Origin of the sequence: Streptomyces ardesiacus, from assembly GCF_003112575.1 — a bacterium.
GTDB lineage: Bacteria > Actinomycetota > Actinomycetes > Streptomycetales > Streptomycetaceae > Streptomyces > Streptomyces ardesiacus.
Map to the genome: position 1 here is coordinate 311,535 of NZ_BEWC01000002.1, position 15,424 is coordinate 326,958.

16 protein-coding genes and 1 pseudogene are annotated in these 15,424 nt (G+C 69.7%); 8 read left to right on the top strand and 9 right to left on the bottom strand.

The window, feature by feature from the left end; translation table 11 throughout:
• Window positions 1–33: 33 nt before the first annotated feature.
• The 4 genes from Sdi02f_RS08485 to groL all read left to right on the top strand — a co-directional run bounded on the left by Sdi02f_RS08485 (window position 34) and on the right by groL (window position 4,067).
• Complete coding sequence (locus Sdi02f_RS08485) at window positions 34–1,002, top strand: polysaccharide deacetylase family protein (RefSeq protein ID WP_174843321.1); 969 nt, start codon at window positions 34–36, stop codon at window positions 1,000–1,002.
• On the top strand, window positions 999–1,760 hold the full coding sequence (locus Sdi02f_RS08490) for a polysaccharide deacetylase family protein (RefSeq protein WP_030400264.1): 762 nt from the start codon (window positions 999–1,001) through the stop codon (window positions 1,758–1,760). Before Sdi02f_RS08485 ends, Sdi02f_RS08490 begins: the two co-directional genes overlap by 4 nt.
• A gap of 253 nt (window positions 1,761–2,013) precedes the next feature.
• On the top strand, window positions 2,014–2,322 hold the full coding sequence (groES, locus tag Sdi02f_RS08495; RefSeq protein WP_019329594.1) for a co-chaperone GroES: 309 nt from the start codon (window positions 2,014–2,016) through the stop codon (window positions 2,320–2,322).
• Window positions 2,323–2,441: 119 nt separating this feature from the next.
• Complete coding sequence (groL, locus tag Sdi02f_RS08500; protein WP_030400265.1) at window positions 2,442–4,067, top strand: chaperonin GroEL; 1,626 nt, start codon at window positions 2,442–2,444, stop codon at window positions 4,065–4,067.
• A 186-nt stretch (window positions 4,068–4,253) separates the two neighbouring features.
• Here the strand turns inward: groL and Sdi02f_RS08505 are convergent, their stop codons facing one another.
• Window positions 4,254–5,195, bottom strand: a complete 942-nt coding sequence (locus Sdi02f_RS08505) for a hypothetical protein (RefSeq protein WP_245962164.1) — start codon at window positions 5,193–5,195, stop codon at window positions 4,254–4,256.
• Window positions 5,196–5,656: 461 nt separating this feature from the next.
• On the opposite strand from Sdi02f_RS08505, the gene Sdi02f_RS08510 reads away from it, so the two are divergent.
• The 3 genes from Sdi02f_RS08510 to Sdi02f_RS08520 are packed head-to-tail and all read left to right on the top strand — an operon-like array spanning window position 5,657 to window position 8,987.
• Window positions 5,657–6,136, top strand: coding sequence for a hypothetical protein (locus tag Sdi02f_RS08510; RefSeq protein WP_053662843.1), 480 nt, complete (start codon window positions 5,657–5,659; stop codon window positions 6,134–6,136).
• Window positions 6,133–7,515, top strand: a complete 1,383-nt coding sequence (locus tag Sdi02f_RS08515; RefSeq protein WP_234436646.1) for a KGGVGR-motif variant AAA ATPase — start codon at window positions 6,133–6,135, stop codon at window positions 7,513–7,515. The genes Sdi02f_RS08510 and Sdi02f_RS08515 overlap by 4 nt, the downstream gene beginning before the upstream one ends.
• The gene (locus Sdi02f_RS08520) at window positions 7,512–8,987 is read left to right on the top strand and encodes a hypothetical protein (protein ID WP_053662845.1); all 1,476 of its coding nucleotides are present in this window, start codon (window positions 7,512–7,514) and stop codon (window positions 8,985–8,987) included. Before Sdi02f_RS08515 ends, Sdi02f_RS08520 begins: the two co-directional genes overlap by 4 nt.
• A 301-nt stretch (window positions 8,988–9,288) precedes the next feature.
• On the opposite strand, the gene Sdi02f_RS36695 is transcribed toward Sdi02f_RS08520, so the two are convergent.
• The 7 genes and pseudogenes from Sdi02f_RS36695 to Sdi02f_RS08545 form a co-directional block, all read right to left on the bottom strand.
• Window positions 9,289–9,918, bottom strand: a complete 630-nt coding sequence (locus tag Sdi02f_RS36695; RefSeq protein ID WP_267888320.1) for an ABC transporter substrate-binding protein — start codon at window positions 9,916–9,918, stop codon at window positions 9,289–9,291.
• Window positions 9,903–10,550: an ABC transporter substrate-binding protein gene (locus tag Sdi02f_RS36700; RefSeq protein ID WP_267888319.1), complete on the bottom strand. Its 648-nt coding sequence runs from the start codon at window positions 10,548–10,550 to the stop codon at window positions 9,903–9,905. Before Sdi02f_RS36700 ends, Sdi02f_RS36695 begins: the two co-directional genes overlap by 16 nt.
• Before the next feature lie 161 nt (window positions 10,551–10,711).
• Window positions 10,712–10,879: a hypothetical protein gene (locus Sdi02f_RS36335; RefSeq protein ID WP_234436649.1), complete on the bottom strand. Its 168-nt coding sequence runs from the start codon at window positions 10,877–10,879 to the stop codon at window positions 10,712–10,714.
• A pseudogene (locus Sdi02f_RS08530) lies at window positions 10,880–11,685 on the bottom strand (serine/threonine-protein kinase); the annotation flags it as partial.
• A gap of 143 nt (window positions 11,686–11,828) precedes the next feature.
• Window positions 11,829–12,203 (bottom strand): hypothetical protein, encoded by a 375-nt coding sequence (locus tag Sdi02f_RS08535; protein ID WP_234436647.1) that lies wholly within the window; start codon window positions 12,201–12,203, stop codon window positions 11,829–11,831.
• A gap of 81 nt (window positions 12,204–12,284) precedes the next feature.
• Window positions 12,285–13,058, bottom strand: a complete 774-nt coding sequence (locus tag Sdi02f_RS08540) for an SDR family NAD(P)-dependent oxidoreductase (protein WP_030400267.1) — start codon at window positions 13,056–13,058, stop codon at window positions 12,285–12,287.
• A gap of 54 nt (window positions 13,059–13,112) precedes the next feature.
• Window positions 13,113–13,781, bottom strand: coding sequence for an MOSC domain-containing protein (locus tag Sdi02f_RS08545; protein ID WP_174843335.1), 669 nt, complete (start codon window positions 13,779–13,781; stop codon window positions 13,113–13,115).
• 96 nt (window positions 13,782–13,877) lie between these two features.
• Between Sdi02f_RS08545 and Sdi02f_RS08550 the strand changes: the two genes are divergently transcribed.
• Window positions 13,878–14,792, top strand: a complete 915-nt coding sequence (locus Sdi02f_RS08550; protein ID WP_030400269.1) for a LysR family transcriptional regulator — start codon at window positions 13,878–13,880, stop codon at window positions 14,790–14,792.
• A 49-nt stretch (window positions 14,793–14,841) separates the two neighbouring features.
• Here Sdi02f_RS08550 and Sdi02f_RS08555 read toward each other — a convergent pair whose 3' ends face one another.
• Window positions 14,842–15,177, bottom strand: a complete 336-nt coding sequence (locus tag Sdi02f_RS08555) for a WhiB family transcriptional regulator (RefSeq protein WP_030400270.1) — start codon at window positions 15,175–15,177, stop codon at window positions 14,842–14,844.
• Window positions 15,178–15,424 lie beyond the last annotated feature (247 nt).

The following is a 15,424-nucleotide window of genomic DNA, read 5'->3' on the forward strand; positions in this document are numbered from 1 at the left end:
TTCGGCGGCCGGGGGCTGCGAGGATCCCGCACCATGCGAGCAGTCGTACAAAATGACAAAATTCGGGCGTCGCGTCGCGTCTCCCGGGCATCGCGTCCCGCGCTCCGCGGTGTGTTCCGCCGCCGCGCGGCCGCCGCCACCGCCGTCCTCGCCGTCGCCGCCCTGGCCGGAGGCTGCGCGCAGGACGACTCCTCCGACGTGCGGGGCGCCGCCGGCCAGCAGGCCCCGAAGGCGCCCCCGGCCCGCGAGGTCGACGGCGCCGCCAAGGCGCGCGAGGCCAGGGCCGCCCTGGTCGCCGCCGCCAAGCGCTGGAACCTCGAGAAGGTCCCGCTGGCGGCCCCCGCGCCCCCCGGGAAGAAGCCGGAGATCAAGGCCCGTGAGGGCTTCGAGGTCGACGGGCAGGAGGAGGACGCCCTCCCGCCGGTCTTCACCACGGTCCCCACCAAGGAGAAGATCGTCTTCCTCACCATCGACGACGGCGCCGAGAAGGACCCGGCGTTCCTGAGGATGATGAGCGAGCTGAAGATCCCGTACACCGTCTTCCTCACCGACGACGAGATCGGCGACGACTACGGCTACTTCAAGAAGATGCAGGCCCGGGGCATCACCCTCAACAACCACACCCTGAGCCACCCCTACCTCCCCGGGCTCTCCTACGAGGAGCAGAGGCGCGAGATCTGCGGCATGCAGGACGTGATGGAGAAGCACTACGGCGAGCGTCCCGCCCTCTTCCGGCCGCCCTACGGCAACTACAACCGCGACACCCTGGTCGCCGCCAAGTCCTGCGGCATCAAGTACGCCCCGATCTGGAGCGAGGAGGTGTACGTCGACCACTGGGAGTACCGCGAGTGGGACCAGGACCTGCACCCCGGCGACATCGTCCTCACCCACTTCCGGGGCAGGAACGACTGGGACGGCACCATGACCGACATGGTCCGCCGCTTCCTGGACCGGATCACCGCCGACGGGTACGCGGTGGCCCGCCTGGAGGACTACCTGTGAGGCGAGGGCGGTCCCGTCCGGCCGGCGCCGCCCTGGCCGCCCTCCTGCTCCCGCTCCTCCCGCTCACCGCCTGCGACCGGCCCGCCGCTCCCGCCGGTCCCGCGGCGGCGGCCGGGGACCCCGTCCCGGACGGCGACCAGGCCGGTGACCGGGCCGGCGGACCGGGCCGGCCCCTGCCGCCCGTCGTGGACCACGTCCGCACCACCGACCGGGTCGTCTTCCTCACCTACGACGACGGGGCCGAACGCGACCCCGCCCTCGCCGGCCTGATCCGCGAACGGCGGCTCCCGGTCACCCTGTTCCTCACCGACACCGTCGCCGGACCGGCCTACGGCGACCTCGCCCGGCTGCGCTCGGTCGGCGCGGGCCTGCAGAACCACACCCTGGACCACCGCTTCCTGCGCGGCCTGCCCTACGCCGGCCAGCGCGCCGAGATCTGCGGCCAGCAGACCAAGCTCACGTCCCGCTTCGGCGTCCGCGCCCGCCTCTTGCGCCCGCCGCACGGCACGTACGACACCACGACCCTGCGCGCCGCCGCCGACTGCGGCATCACCGCCCTGGTCCTGTGGCGCGCCGCCCTCGACGCCGACGGCGGCCTCACCTACACCCGCGGCGAGCACCGCCTCCACCCCGGCGACATCATCGCCGTGGACCCGGACCACCCGGCGGCCACGAACATGACGGCCCGCACGGAACGTCTGCTGAAGACGATCGAGGAGCAGGGCCTGAGGGTGGCCCGCATGGAGGACTACCTCTGACTCCTCGACGCCGGTCGGGATCATCGGCCCGCTTCACGAACCGGTGTTCACCTGAAAACTCCGCCGACGCGCCGCCGGCATTGGCACTCCGCTTGACCGAGTGCTAACCGCGGTCATAGTCTCGGCTCTGGCACTCCCCACCGGAGAGTGCCAACAAAGCGACGGGCAGGTCCGGCACCCGCGACGACGGATCGACCTGGTCGCCACCTCAGACAGTTAACCCCGTGAGATCTCCGAAGGGGGAGGTCGGATCGTGACGACCGCCAGCTCCAAGGTTGCCATCAAGCCGCTCGAGGACCGCATCGTGGTCCAGCCGCTCGACGCCGAGCAGACCACGGCTTCGGGCCTGGTCATTCCGGACACCGCCAAGGAGAAGCCCCAGGAGGGCGTCGTCCTGGCCGTGGGCCCGGGCCGCTTCGAGGACGGCAACCGTCTTCCGCTCGACGTCAGCGTCGGCGACGTCGTGCTCTACAGCAAGTACGGCGGCACCGAGGTGAAGTACAACGGCGAGGAGTACCTCGTCCTCTCGGCCCGCGACGTGCTCGCGATCGTCGAGAAGTAGTTCACCGAAGCACCTTGCTTTCCTGCTGCGCCCCTGGCTCCCGCGACCATAAAAAGCCGGGCGTCGGGGGCGCAGTTGCCGTTTAACCCCAAGATTTCCGGAAGAGGGCTCACGCTCCCATGGCGAAGATCCTGAAGTTCGACGAGGACGCCCGTCGCGCCCTCGAGCGCGGCGTCAACAAGCTTGCCGACACGGTGAAGGTGACGATCGGCCCCAAGGGCCGCAACGTCGTCATCGACAAGAAGTTCGGCGCCCCCACCATCACCAACGACGGCGTCACCATCGCCCGCGAGGTCGAGGTCGAGGACCCGTACGAGAACCTCGGCGCCCAGCTCGTGAAGGAGGTGGCGACCAAGACCAACGACATCGCGGGTGACGGCACCACCACCGCCACCGTGCTCGCCCAGGCGCTGGTGCGCGAGGGCCTGAAGAACGTCGCCGCGGGTGCCTCCCCGGCGCTGCTCAAGAAGGGCATCGACGCGGCCGTCGCCGCCGTGTCCGAGGACCTCCTCGCCACTGCCCGCCCGATCGACGAGAAGTCCGACATCGCCGCCGTGGCCGCGCTGTCCGCCCAGGACCAGCAGGTCGGCGAGCTGATCGCCGAGGCGATGGACAAGGTCGGCAAGGACGGCGTCATCACCGTCGAGGAGTCCAACACCTTCGGTCTGGAGCTGGACTTCACCGAGGGCATGGCCTTCGACAAGGGCTACCTGTCGCCGTACTTCGTGACGGACCAGGAGCGCATGGAGGCCGTCCTCGACGACCCGTACATCCTGATCAACCAGGGCAAGATCTCCTCCATCGCGGACCTGCTGCCGCTGCTGGAGAAGGTCATCCAGGCCAACGCCTCCAAGCCGCTGCTGATCATCGCCGAGGACCTGGAGGGCGAGGCGCTCTCCACCCTCGTCGTCAACAAGATCCGCGGCACCTTCAACGCGGTGGCCGTCAAGGCCCCCGGCTTCGGCGACCGCCGCAAGGCGATGCTGCAGGACATGGCCGTCCTCACCGGCGCCACGGTCATCTCCGAGGAGGTCGGCCTCAAGCTCGACCAGGTCGGCCTGGACGTGCTCGGCACCGCCCGCCGCGTCACCGTCACCAAGGACGACACCACGATCGTCGACGGTGCCGGCAAGCGCGACGAGGTCGAGGGCCGCATCAACCAGATCAAGGCCGAGATCGAGGCCACGGACTCCGACTGGGACCGCGAGAAGCTCCAGGAGCGCCTCGCGAAGCTGGCCGGCGGCGTGTGCGTGATCAAGGTCGGCGCCGCCACCGAGGTGGAGCTGAAGGAGCGCAAGCACCGTCTGGAGGACGCCATCTCCGCGACCCGCGCCGCGGTCGAGGAGGGCATCGTCTCCGGTGGTGGCTCCGCGCTGGTCCACGCCGTCAAGGTGCTCGAGGACAACCTCGGCAAGACCGGCGACGAGGCCACCGGTGTCTCGGTCGTCCGCCGCGCCGCCGTCGAGCCGCTGCGCTGGATCGCCGAGAACGCCGGCCTGGAGGGTTACGTCATCACCTCCAAGGTCGCCGAGCTCGACAAGGGCCAGGGCTTCAACGCCGCCACCGGCGAGTACGGCGACCTGGTCAAGGCCGGCGTCATCGACCCGGTGAAGGTCACCCGCTCCGCCCTGGAGAACGCCGCCTCCATCGCCTCCCTCCTGCTGACGACCGAGACCCTGGTCGTCGAGAAGAAGGAAGAGGAAGAGCCGGCCGCCGCGGGCCACGGCCACGGGCACGCCCACTGAGCGCTGCGCTGAGCTGAGCCGATCCCGACGGTGCCCGGTCCCCCCGCGGGGGGACCGGGCACCGTCGCGTCGGGGCACCGGGGCCGGACCGGTGTGCCTGCCCACCGGGTTCTCGTGCCGGACGCCGCGCCGTCGTGGCCGGCCGCGCAGTAGTCCCCCCCGGGGGATTCCGTCACCCGGAAGCCGTCACAGCAGGCCGCTCAGCGGCAGGACGCGCTCGGCGAGCCGCCCCCGCAGCCGTCCCCCGGAGACGTCGGCCTCCTCCGCGAGCCAGCCGGCGGCGCACAGCAGTCCGGCGTGCTCGGCGACCTCCTCGGGCCGCAGACCGCAGAACTGGGCGACCGCGTCCAGCGCGAGGCCGTCCTCCCCGCCCGCGCCTCCCAGACTCCCGTCGGGACGGCTGTGGCCCGCCGTGTACACCGCGAGGAGCCTGGCGGCGGCGCCCGCCTTCTTCTTCCGCAGCTTCCGGTCGCCCACCACCTTCTGCGCCCAGCCCGAGAGCCTCGCCCGGGTCACCTTGCCGAAGTGGAACGGTCGGGGCGCGGTGGGCACCAGCGTGGTGATCGTGACCCGGGCGGGCTCCTCGGGGCGGGACAGCAGCGTCTCCTCGGCGGTGGCGTCCTGCGGCAGCCGCAGCCAGCCGGCGTCGACCAGCGCCTGGAGCACCCGCTCGGCGTCCGCCCCGAGCCAGCCGACGAGGTCCTGCCCGGTGACGTTCCCGGTACCGGCGCGGGCGGCCCGCAGGGTGAGCATCAGCACCGCGAGCCGCGCCTCGGCCCCGGGGAGCGGGGAGTCCACGCGGACGTGCTCCAGCACCCGGCGGGCATGCGCGCCCTGACCGCGCGTCAGCAGCCGCTCGACCACCGTCTCCCCGTCCACGGGGACGCCCCGGCGGTTGAGGTCCATCTCGCGGGTGGTCCGCGCGGCCGTGGCGGCCCGGTCCGCCTCCTCGCGCAGCGACGGGTCGCCGGTGACGTCGGCCCACCGGGCGAAGGCACGCGCCTTGCGGTCGTGCAGTGCGGCGAGGACGGCGAGATCCGGCTCGGGCCGCCGCTGGTACGCGCGGAACGCGTCCCCCAGCTCGGTCAGCTCCACGCGCAAGGACTCGGGCCGGAGATCGTCCGGCACGATCCGCTGCGCGACCTTCGCCCATCGCCCCGCCTTCCGGGACCGGGCCGGGGCAGCGCCGGGCCGGGGCCGCGGGGCGGGCCGGGCGTGCGGGACGGGAGCGGCCCCGGAGCGGGGCGAGGCCGGGACCGCCGACGGCACCCCGCCGGGAGCGTCCGAGAACAGCACCGTCCCTCCGCCGCCTGTGGCCCCCCGCCCCCTTGTCACCCGCTCCGTACGCCCCCCGCCGGTGCCGTCCATGAACAGCCCGCCCCGGTCACCAGTGCCCGCACTCACGCGATGCCGCCCTCTCCCCAGCCGAACCTGCGACCTCCCGCCCGCCGCGGGCGCAGCCATCCGACGCTATGCCGCCCGTCCGCCCGGCCGGGGAGGGATCCGGCTGGTCCACACGTTCGGGTGACGAGCCCCTCCGTGATCCGGGGTTGGGCCATCCGGGCGAAACCCGTCCTAAGATCCGTGCCGTGCCGGTGAATTCAGAAGAACACCACTTCGCCCACGCAGCCCTGCGTCACTACGAGGACGCTGTCTTCCTGATGGACGGTGCGCGGCTGCCGAACGCCGACCACCACTTCGGCGTCGCTGTGGAATGTGCTCTCAAGAGCCTGCTGCTCCGCTTCACGGCCGTCACCATGGACCCCGATAAGCCGGGTGGCAAACGGTCGAACAGGCCCTATCTCAAGGATCCGAAGACCGGCAAGACGCGTTACTACAGCCACCTGCCCTGGGTCGCCACCGACATCGCCCTCCTCACCCACGGCAGGACGGCCTCCCCGCTGACCACGGCCCTTAGCGGCCTGTCCGCCTTCGACACCTGGCGGGTCGAGCACCGCTACCTCGACGGCAGCGAGGTCGTCGAGGCTGATGTGGGCCGACGGCGTACCGTGGCACAGAACCTACTGGCCCTGCACGAACAGGCACTGATCACCGGAAGGCTGCCGTGACTATCGCCCTCGAACCGGTCGGCGGACCCATCCGTTTCGCCGAGGCGCGCCCACGCGCTCTCTCCCTCGCCCACGAGATGGCGGCGGGCGGGGCCGAGGTGCTGGCCGTTCGCGATGTCCTGGGCCGGTTCACTCTCCTCGTCGACGACCGCACGCAGCCGCTCCCGCCGCCCCTGGAAAACCTGGAAGCGGAATACGGGCCCCGGCTCGCACAGGCTCTCGGTCCCTACGCCTCCGAGCGGCCCCTCCTTCGCGCCTCTGGACTCTTTTCGGCCGACGTCCTGTTGGACTCCGCGCGTGCAGTACCCGACCCGCAGCGACCCACCGGCAGGGTCCGCATCCTTGACAACACCGTGGTGGGCGAGGAATGGGCGCAGGTCTCCACCCCCGCTCCCGAAGCGGACGGCTCCCGCACCCACCGCACCGCGCTCTACGGCTTCAAGGGCGGCGTTGGCCGGAGTACAGCCACCGCGGTGCTGGCCCGCCACCTCGCCGACCAGGGACACATCGTCCTCGTTGTCGACCTGGACCTGGAGTCCCCAGGCGTCGGCACACTGGTGGCCGCCGGGGCCGACCTGCCTCCCCACGGCGTGATCGATTACCTCGTCGAGTCGGCCGTGAGCAATGCCGACGGCCTGGACCACGTCATCCGCTCCGGCTACACACCGCAAGGCGGTCGGGGCGAGCTGTGGGTGGCACCGGCCCGCGGCTGTGGCACGCCCGGTGTCCCCTACGCCTACGTCGACAAGCTCAGCCGCGCCTATGCCGGTGTGCCGGGCGCGGACTTCGCCGACCGGCTGGAGCAGGCCGTCCGCGCCTGCGAGGACGTGGTCGCCCGAGAAAGCGAAAGCGGACGCCGCCCCGATGTTGTCCTCCTCGACAGCCGCGCCGGCATCCATGACATCGCTGCAGTCGCCATCTCCCGCCTGTGCGACCTCGCCCTGCTGTTCGGCACGGACAACGAGCAGTCCTGGCAGGGATATGGGGATCTCTTCGCGGCTTGGCTCTCCTCCGGGCAGGCACCAGCCGTGCGCGAGAAGCTGCGCATGGTTGCATCAATGGTTCCGGACTCGCCCGAGGGTGCCTACCTCCAGTCGTTCCGGGATCACGCCTGGGAGTGCTTCGCTCAGCTTTATGACGACGTCCCCGCTGGAGTCGACGAGTTCGTCTCCGACGCGTTCTCCCCTTCCCTCGAGGACGAGGCGGCACCGCACCACCCTGTTCCGATCCTCTTCGAACCGGGTCTGGTCGGGCTCGACCTGGTCACCTCCCCTGGATGGCAGGGTCGGGCCTTCGTACAGGCGGCGTACCGGGAGTTTCTCCCCACCGCTACGCTCCTGATCACCGCCGACCCGCAGACCAGCGAAGGACCGAGATGACCGCCCCCCTGAGCGTCGAGGAATACCGCGAGTTGCTGGCCGGCGCCCTCCCGGAGGCCTCGGATGCCGACACGGTGGAGCCGAGGGTCGAGAGCCTGTTCACCCCGGACACCCACCGGGCGGCTCTGTACGTCGACAGCACGGTGGTCCGCGGCGGCCGCGGCGTCGGCAAGACGTTCTGGTACCGCTCGCTCCTCAACGAGTCGCTGCGCAAGGTGGCCGCGCAGGAGTATGGCATCGAGCGGCTGCGGCGGGTGACCGTGTCGCAAGGCTTCGGAGCCGCCCTGCGGCATGACCTCTATCCCGGCCCGGGCACACTGCGGCAACTGGTCGAGGAGGGCGTCCGGCCCTACGACCTCTGGTACGCCGTCGTGCTGACTGCTTTCGGCCAGCCGGAGCTGCGAAAGCTGCCCGAGTGGCGGGACAAGGCTCATTGGGTGCGCGCCAATCCCGGCGCGGCTGAGCGCACCGTGCAGAACGCGGACCATGAAGCACAACGGCAGGGCGTCACGCATCTCATCCTCTTCGACGCCTTGGAACACCTGCACCGGGTGCGGGCTCAGGCCGACCGCCTGGTGGGAGGCATCATGGAACTGGCTCTCGCCATGCGCTTGGGCACGCGCAGCATCCGCTTCAAGGTGTTCATCCGTCCGGACATGTACGACGGCGCGTTGCTGCACTTTCCGGACGCTTCCAAGCTGACTTCCAACGCGGCGGCACTGACCTGGTCACGCGCCAACCTCTATGGCCTTCTCTTCCACACCCTCGGCAACCACGACAGCGAGTCGGCGTCCCGTTTCCGGCAGCTGACGGGCGGCTGGCAGAGTGAGGCGGACGGCCGGCGTCATGTCCCGCCCGCGCTGCTGAGCGGCGACGAGCAGTTCCAGGCGGAACAGTTCACGCTGATCGCGGGGCCTTACATGGGCTCGAACTTCCGCAAGGGCCACACCTTCACATGGTTGCCCAACCACCTCATGGACGGCGTGGAGCAGGTCAGCCCGCGCAGCTTCCTCAGTGCCTTGCAGAAGGCTCTGTCGGAGACCCGGGGTCAGTACGCCGGGCACGAGTACGCGCTGCACCACGAGGGCATCCGACGCGGAGTGCAGAAGGCTTCCGAGACTCGCGTCACCGAGGTCAGCGAGGACATGCCGTGGGTGATGTCGGCCATCGGGCCACTTGCCGGGCATCAGGTGCCCATCGAGCAGGCGAAGGTCGAGGCACTCTGGCAGGAGTCCCATCTCGCGGATGAACTGCGCAAGCTGGCCGAGCGGCACGAGCCCCACGCGGATGAGGACGACATCAGAGTTCGGACCGGTCCCCGCTACCCCGAGGACCCCAAACTGCTGATCGAGGAACTGATCGCGCTGGGCGTGATGCGCCGCCGCCGGGACGATCGCATCGACCTCCCGGACGTCTACCGCATCGCCTTCGGTGTGGGCCGCAAGGGAGGTGTGCCCCGGGTCGCCACGTGATGCCTGCTGTAGTGGCGACACAGGCAGCGGCTGCTCAAGCGTTCTGCTATTTCACGCCCAACGAAACGTAGTCATAGCGACTGTAGTAGGAGTCCGCCGTATACGCGTTGGTCAATCGGGGGCCACGCCACATGAGGATCTTCTCGTAGGTGATGGGCAGGTACACCGCATTGTCGGAGACTTTCGGTTGATCTGCTGGTAGATGCCTCCCGCCTTGATCGGATCCTGCTCGGCGATCGCGTCGCCGAACAGGGCGTTGGTCTCCGGGTCGTTGAGCTCGGGTGTAGTTGTTGTTGCCCTCCTATAGGATGAAGCGCCCGTCGACCAAGGGCCGAAGGAACCCCTGGCCCGTGGGGAAGTCTGCTGCGAACCCCATGAGGACGATGCCGTAGCCCCTGTCCTTCACCGCCTGGGCCGACTCGATGACATCAAAGGGCGCGGACCCGTCGATCCGGTCGATCGTGGTGCTGATGTTGACTTCCTTCAACTGCTTTTGCAAGGCTAGGACGGTGTCAACCTCTACCGGTATGTTTTTGCGCACGGCAATGGTCGTAGAAAAGCCGTTCGGCTTGCCGCACGCCCGGAGTTCCTTCCTGGCTTTCTCCAGGTCCGGTTTTCCCTTCTTCTCGAGCGCACCGTAAGGATCGTCGGAAGGATCGGATCCTATGATGGACGGAGGGAGCATGTTGGGGGCGATGTCGCCACCGACGATCGGCCCGCCCCGGGCAGTTTGAAGCTCCCCGTTGTCTGCGGCGAAGATGACGGCCTTGCGGCAATGGATGTTTTCCATTGGCGCGACCGACTGTGGGAGGGCTGCATACCGGATGTACCCGGTGCTCGGGTTGTCCAGATGTCCCTTGAGATCGGCACTTCCCTGTGCCTTGGATATGGCGGACCGGCTGAGACCCGTTCCGTTCAGGGCGAGGTCGATTCTCCACTGAGGAGTCGCTTGTCCATGTCGTTCGCATTGGGTACGAAGGTCACATCGATGCGATCGGGAAGCGCTGGCCGGATCCGGTCCGACTCCTCGTTCCAATGTTCGTTGCGGACGAGGACCAGCTCGTGGTGAGGGTCGTACGAATCGAGTTTGTACGGGCCCGAGGAAAAAGGTCTCAGCTCGTACACGCTGCCGGTGCCACGCTCCCTTTTGACGGGGGACGCCATCGGCAGAGCCAGCATCTCCTCGAAGTCGCCGTTCGGCTCGGGCAGGTGGAAGACGATCGTCTTGCTGTCAGGGGTCTCGACGGCCCGGAGGCCCAACTTCTGCGGATCCTGGTCCTTGGTCTTCTGTGGGTCGAGGACCGTTTGGAGGCGGGCAGGGCCGCCGGAGACGACATCACTGGCCCAGTTCCGCTCGATGCCGTACTTGATGTCCTGTGACGTGATCGGCGAGCCGTCCTCCCACGTGATGCCGTCACGAAGTGTGTAGGTGTAGGTCGTGCCACCGTCCGACACTTTGGCCAGCCCTGCGGCAAGGTCGGGCACCAGAGTGGTGCTTCTGCTCCCCGGCTGGGGAGCGAAGGTGACCAATTGGCGGGTGTAGTAACGGGCGAAGTTCTCCACACGAACGCGTAGTAGGAGCGCTGAGGGTCCCAGGAGTCGGCCTCCTGGGTGGCGCCGAACCGCAGCGTGCCGCCCTTGGCGACCGACGTGTTGACGACTCCCTCCGTGGCGGCGTTGTATCCGGCGCCGGAGGTGGCGGTCCCCTCCGGCGATTCGTGCAGTCAGTTCAGCGCCGCGGGGACCCCGGCGGCCAGCAGGCCGACGGCCGCGAGTCCGGACGTGAGGACACGGGTGAGACCGCGTTTGCTGCGCCGCAGGTGGCGCGTGCCGGCCGGACTCGGGTCCGTCGTGTCCTGCGCCGTACGGGTGGTGCGGCGACCGTGCGCCACGGCAAGCAGTTCATCCGGGGTGGGTCGAGAGGCCGGGTTCTTGTCCAGGCACCTTTCGACGACGTCCCGCAGGGGATCGGGCAGGGAGCCCAGGTCGGGTTCGTGATGGACGATCTGGTAGGCGGTACGTAAGGGTGATCCGCGTCGAAGGGCCCGTGTCCGGTGGCCGCGTAGACCAGGAGGGAACCGAGCGCGAAGACATCGGTGGCCGGGCTGATCGTCGGCGGGACCTGCCACTGCTCGGGAGCCATGAATGGCGGTGTTCCGATCACCTGGCCGGTTTGAGTGCGAATCTCGCTCGCATTGCGGCCAATGGCCTTGGCGATACCGAAATCGATGATCCCTGGGCCGTCATCGGTAATGAGTACATTGCTGGGCTTTATATCCCGGCGGATCATCTCGGTGTGATGAATGTCACGCAAGGCTTCGGCCAGCCCGGCAAAGAGTCGCCACAGATCTTCCGCGGGCATGGGGCCGTTGTTCTGAATGTGTTTCGAAAGGGTCGGGGAAGGGACGTAAACAGTGGCCATCCAGGGTTATTGAGCATCTGGATCGGCATCGACCACCAGGGCGGTGAAAGCCCCGCTGACGCGCCGTGCGGCCGCCACCTCTTGCCGGAAGCGAGCCCGGAATTGAGGATCCTCCGCCAACTGTGAGTGCACCGCCTTTACGGCCACACGGCGACCCGACGGGGAGTGGGCCAAGTAGACCTCTCCCATGCCTCCTGGGCCAAGTCGGGAAAGCAGTCGATAGATGCCGATTGCGCGATTTTCAATGCGATCGGCATCGTTGTCCGAAATTGACATGTCCTCCCCTGCCCCCAGGCCTGTCGTCGGACAGATTACGGCGCACGGGAGCCCGATCACCGTGGGTCGACAGCCCCCGTTACAGAAAGCGGAAATGTGTTGCCCGCGGGCCGCCGACCGACGGCTCTTCGGAGAGCGAGCCGTCAGGCCGAGGGCGGTGCCGCCGGTGAACGGCTGGACGCTCCGGCAAGCATGTGGTGCAAGGGCACCGCGAACGCGACGACGAACAGGCCGAAGGCGGTGATGGGCAGCAAGCGAACCAACTGCGCGGGAGCGTCCGTCAGCCAGTGCCGGTTGCCCCACCAGTTCGCGCCGACGTCCAATGCCATCACGGCACCCGCCAGCCAGACTCCTCCCCGCCGCACAAGCCCCAACAACACGGCGGTCAGAGGATCGAGGACCACCAGGCTGATGAAGAACGTCTGCAGCGCGATCTGAGGAAACGCCGCATAGGCGTGGATGCCGCCACGGACCAGGTCCACGGTGTGAGCACCCGTGCCCTCCAGGAAGCCGGTCACGTAGGCCGTGAGAACCCATCTCGTCCACGACGGCAGCGCGCTCCACCGTCCCCGCAGCCCGCACTCCATCGCCTCTCACCCTCACTGCGGCCCGTACTTCCGCCCCGTCCGCGACGTGATCCCGCCCAGCAGGCCGCGCGGCACCAGCTTCGCCGCGCCCATCAGGGTCTTGTAGCGGGGGTCCGGGACCGACAGGGACTTGCCGCGGGAGAGGTCGGTGAGGGCCGCCGCGACGACCTTGTCCGCGTCGAGCCACATCCAGTTCGGGATGTTGTCCGTGCCCATGCCGGCGCGCTGGTGGAACTCCGTGCGCACGAAGCCCGGGGCCAGGGCCATCAGGCGTACGCCGCTGCCGGCCAGGTCCTTCGCCACGCCCTGGGTGAACTGCACGACCCACGCCTTGGAGGCGCCGTAGGTGCCGCGCGGGACGAAGGCGGCGACCGAGGCCACGTTGACGACGCCGCCGCGGCCCCGTTCCCGCATCGCCGCCGCCGCGGCCGAGGTCAGCCGGAGCACCGCCTCGCAGTGCACCTTGAGCATGGTCAGTTCGTCGGCCATGGGGACATCGAGGAAACGGCCCTTGTTGCCGAAGCCGGCGTTGTTGATCAGCAGGTCGACGGGGTTCCTGCCGTCTCCCAGCCGGGCGGCGACCGCGTCGATGCCGGCGTCCGTCGACAGGTCCGCCGTCAGCACCTCCGCCTCGATGCCGTGCCGGTCGTGCAGCTCGGTGGCCTGTTCCCGCAGCCGCTTGGTGTCGCGGGCCACGAGCACCAGGTCGTGTCCGTCGGCCGCCAGCCGGCGCGCGAACGCGGCACCGAGGCCCGCCGTCGATCCCGTAATCAATGCCGTTGTCATGGCGCAAGGTTAGGGCGCCGGACCACGGGGGCGGACCGAGTACCTCCGCTTCGCTCAGGCGCCGTACTCCGCCACGTACTTCCGCGCCGACGCCAGCGCCTCCGGGTGCAGCGCGTCGCCCGCCGCGAGCAGCCGGGGGAGCAGCTCCCGCTGGGTCGTCACCGCGCGGAACTGCACGGCCACCGTCACCTCGTGCGCGGGCCGGTGCACGATCCGCACCGGGTCGCCCGCGCGGATCTCACCGGGTTCGAGGACACGGAAGTAGGCGCCCGGCCGTCCCTTCTCCGTGAAGCGCTTCACCCAGCGCCGCTCACCCATGTGGCCCTGGAAGGTACGGCAGGGAATGCGCCCGGACGTCACCTCCAGGAGCAGCTCCGGGCCGATCCGCCAGCGCTCGCCGATGAGAGCGCCGGCCAGGTCCAGGCCCGTGGTGGTGAGGTTCTCGCCGAACGAGCCGTCCGGCAGGTCCCGGCCCAGTTCGCGCTCCCAGGCGTCCAGGTCCTCGCGCGCCATCGCGTACACCGCCTGGTCGTCGCCGCCGTGGTGCCGCGTGTCGCAGACGCTGTCGCCGGCCAGGCCGCTCGCGCCGAAGCCCTTCGTCCCGGGCGCCGCCACCCGCACGGGCCCGTCGGCGGGCCGCTTGTCGATGCCGGTGACGCCCTCGGGCTGGTCCGTGTACGGCACGGCCTTCGCGCGGCCCAGGTTGACGGAGAGGAGCCTCATGGCGGGAAGGTGCATGCGAGCACGGTAGGTCATGCACGGTCAAAGCGTCGACGCGTTATTCGGCGTCCGGTCAAAGGGTCGCTTATCCTCGGGGGTGTGATCGAGGCTCGTCATCTCCGCGTGCTGCGCGCCGTGGCATCGACCGGTTCCTTCTCCGCCGCGGGGCGTGAGCTGGGCTGCACGCAGCCCGCCGTCAGCCAGCAGATGAAGGCCCTGGAGGCCTCCGTCGGCACCCCCCTGCTCGTGCGCACCGGGCGCGAGATGCGGCTGACCCAGGCCGGCGAGGCGCTGGTGCGGCACGCCGCGGGGATCATCGCCGGGCTCACGGCGGCCGAGGAGGAGGTCGCCGCGATCGCCGGGCTGCGCGCCGGGCGGGTGCGGCTGGTCTCCTTCCCCAGCGGCAGTTCCACCCTCGTGCCCACCGCCCTGGCCGCGCTGCGCGCCGCGCACCCCGGCACCCGGGTCTCCCTGGAGGAGGCCGAGCCGCCGAAGTCCGTCGAGCTGCTGCGCGAGGGCGACTGCGACGTGGCGCTCGCCTTCCGCTACGAGGGCGCGGCCGGCGCGGAGGAGTGGGACGACCTCGTCGTACGGCCGCTGCTGACCGACCGGCTGGTGGCGCTGGTCCCCGAGGGGCACCGGCTCGCCCGTACCGAGGGGGCCGTCGCCATCGGGGAGCTGGCCCGGGAGTCCTGGATCGCGGGCTGCCCGCGCTGCCGCGGCCAGTTGGTGGAGGTGTGCGAGGGGGCCGGTTTCACCCCCCGCATCGACTTCGCCACCGACGACTACCCGGCGGTGGTCGGTCTGGTCGGCGCCGGGCTCGGCGTGGCCGTGCTGCCCCAGCTCGCCGTCGAGTCCGTACGGCCCCGGGGCGCCCGGACGGTCGCGCTGGAGCCGGCCGTGCGGCGGGAGATCGTCGCGCTCACCCTGCCCGACCTGGCCCAGGTGCCGGCCGTGACGGCGACCCTGGACGAGCTGGCCCGGGCGGGCGCGCGCCAGCCGGCGGCGCGCTGACCGCGTCGGGAGCCCCACGGCCTCCGGAGTTCACCGGAGAAACGTTCCTTCAGTGAGGTGAGGCCGCCTCCCCGCCGGCCGACGCCGAGGCCGCCGCCACCAGGCGGTTGCGGGCCCGTCCCATGAGCTCCTCGCGCTCGTCCTCGGTCAGGCCGCCCCACACGCCGTACGGCTCACGCACCGCCAGCGCGTGCGCCGCGCACTCGGCACGGACCGGGCACCTCATGCAGACCTCCTTGGCCGAGTTCTCGCGAGCACTCCGTGCCGCACCGCGTTCGCCTTCCGGATGGAAGAAGAGCGAGCTGTCCACCCCGCGGCACGCAGCCAGGAGCTGCCAGTCCCACAGGTCCGCGTTCGGTCCGGGAAGGCGGGAGAAATCTGCCATTGCGTGACCCCTTGTAGCCGTTCTGGGTGGATACGGTGTCCACGACCGTACAACTACGATCTAAGGAGATGAAAATATGACTCATTGCGAATCTAGCCGCAGACACCAGCCAAGTGGAAGAAAAGCGGCTAAATGGGGCACTGCTTGTGATGAAACGGCGCGGGTCCGACGCGCATGTCTGCTGCGTGGCCGCCCCCTCACGTAGAGTGCCGAAGACGACACTCAGCCCCGTAACTCTTTCGAGTGA

Coding starts and splice junctions, on each gene's coding strand:
- Sdi02f_RS08520 (WP_053662845.1), top strand. CDS start 7,512: ATGACCGCCCCCCTGAGCGTCGAGGAATACCGCGAGTTGCTGGCCGGC.
- Sdi02f_RS08555 (WP_030400270.1), bottom strand. CDS start 15,177: ATGGCAGATTTCTCCCGCCTTCCCGGACCGAACGCGGACCTGTGGGAC.
- Sdi02f_RS08545 (WP_174843335.1), bottom strand. CDS start 13,781: ATGAGGCTCCTCTCCGTCAACCTGGGCCGCGCGAAGGCCGTGCCGTAC.
- Sdi02f_RS08540 (WP_030400267.1), bottom strand. CDS start 13,058: ATGACAACGGCATTGATTACGGGATCGACGGCGGGCCTCGGTGCCGCG.
- Sdi02f_RS08485 (WP_174843321.1), top strand. CDS start 34: ATGCGAGCAGTCGTACAAAATGACAAAATTCGGGCGTCGCGTCGCGTC.
- groL (WP_030400265.1), top strand. CDS start 2,442: ATGGCGAAGATCCTGAAGTTCGACGAGGACGCCCGTCGCGCCCTCGAG.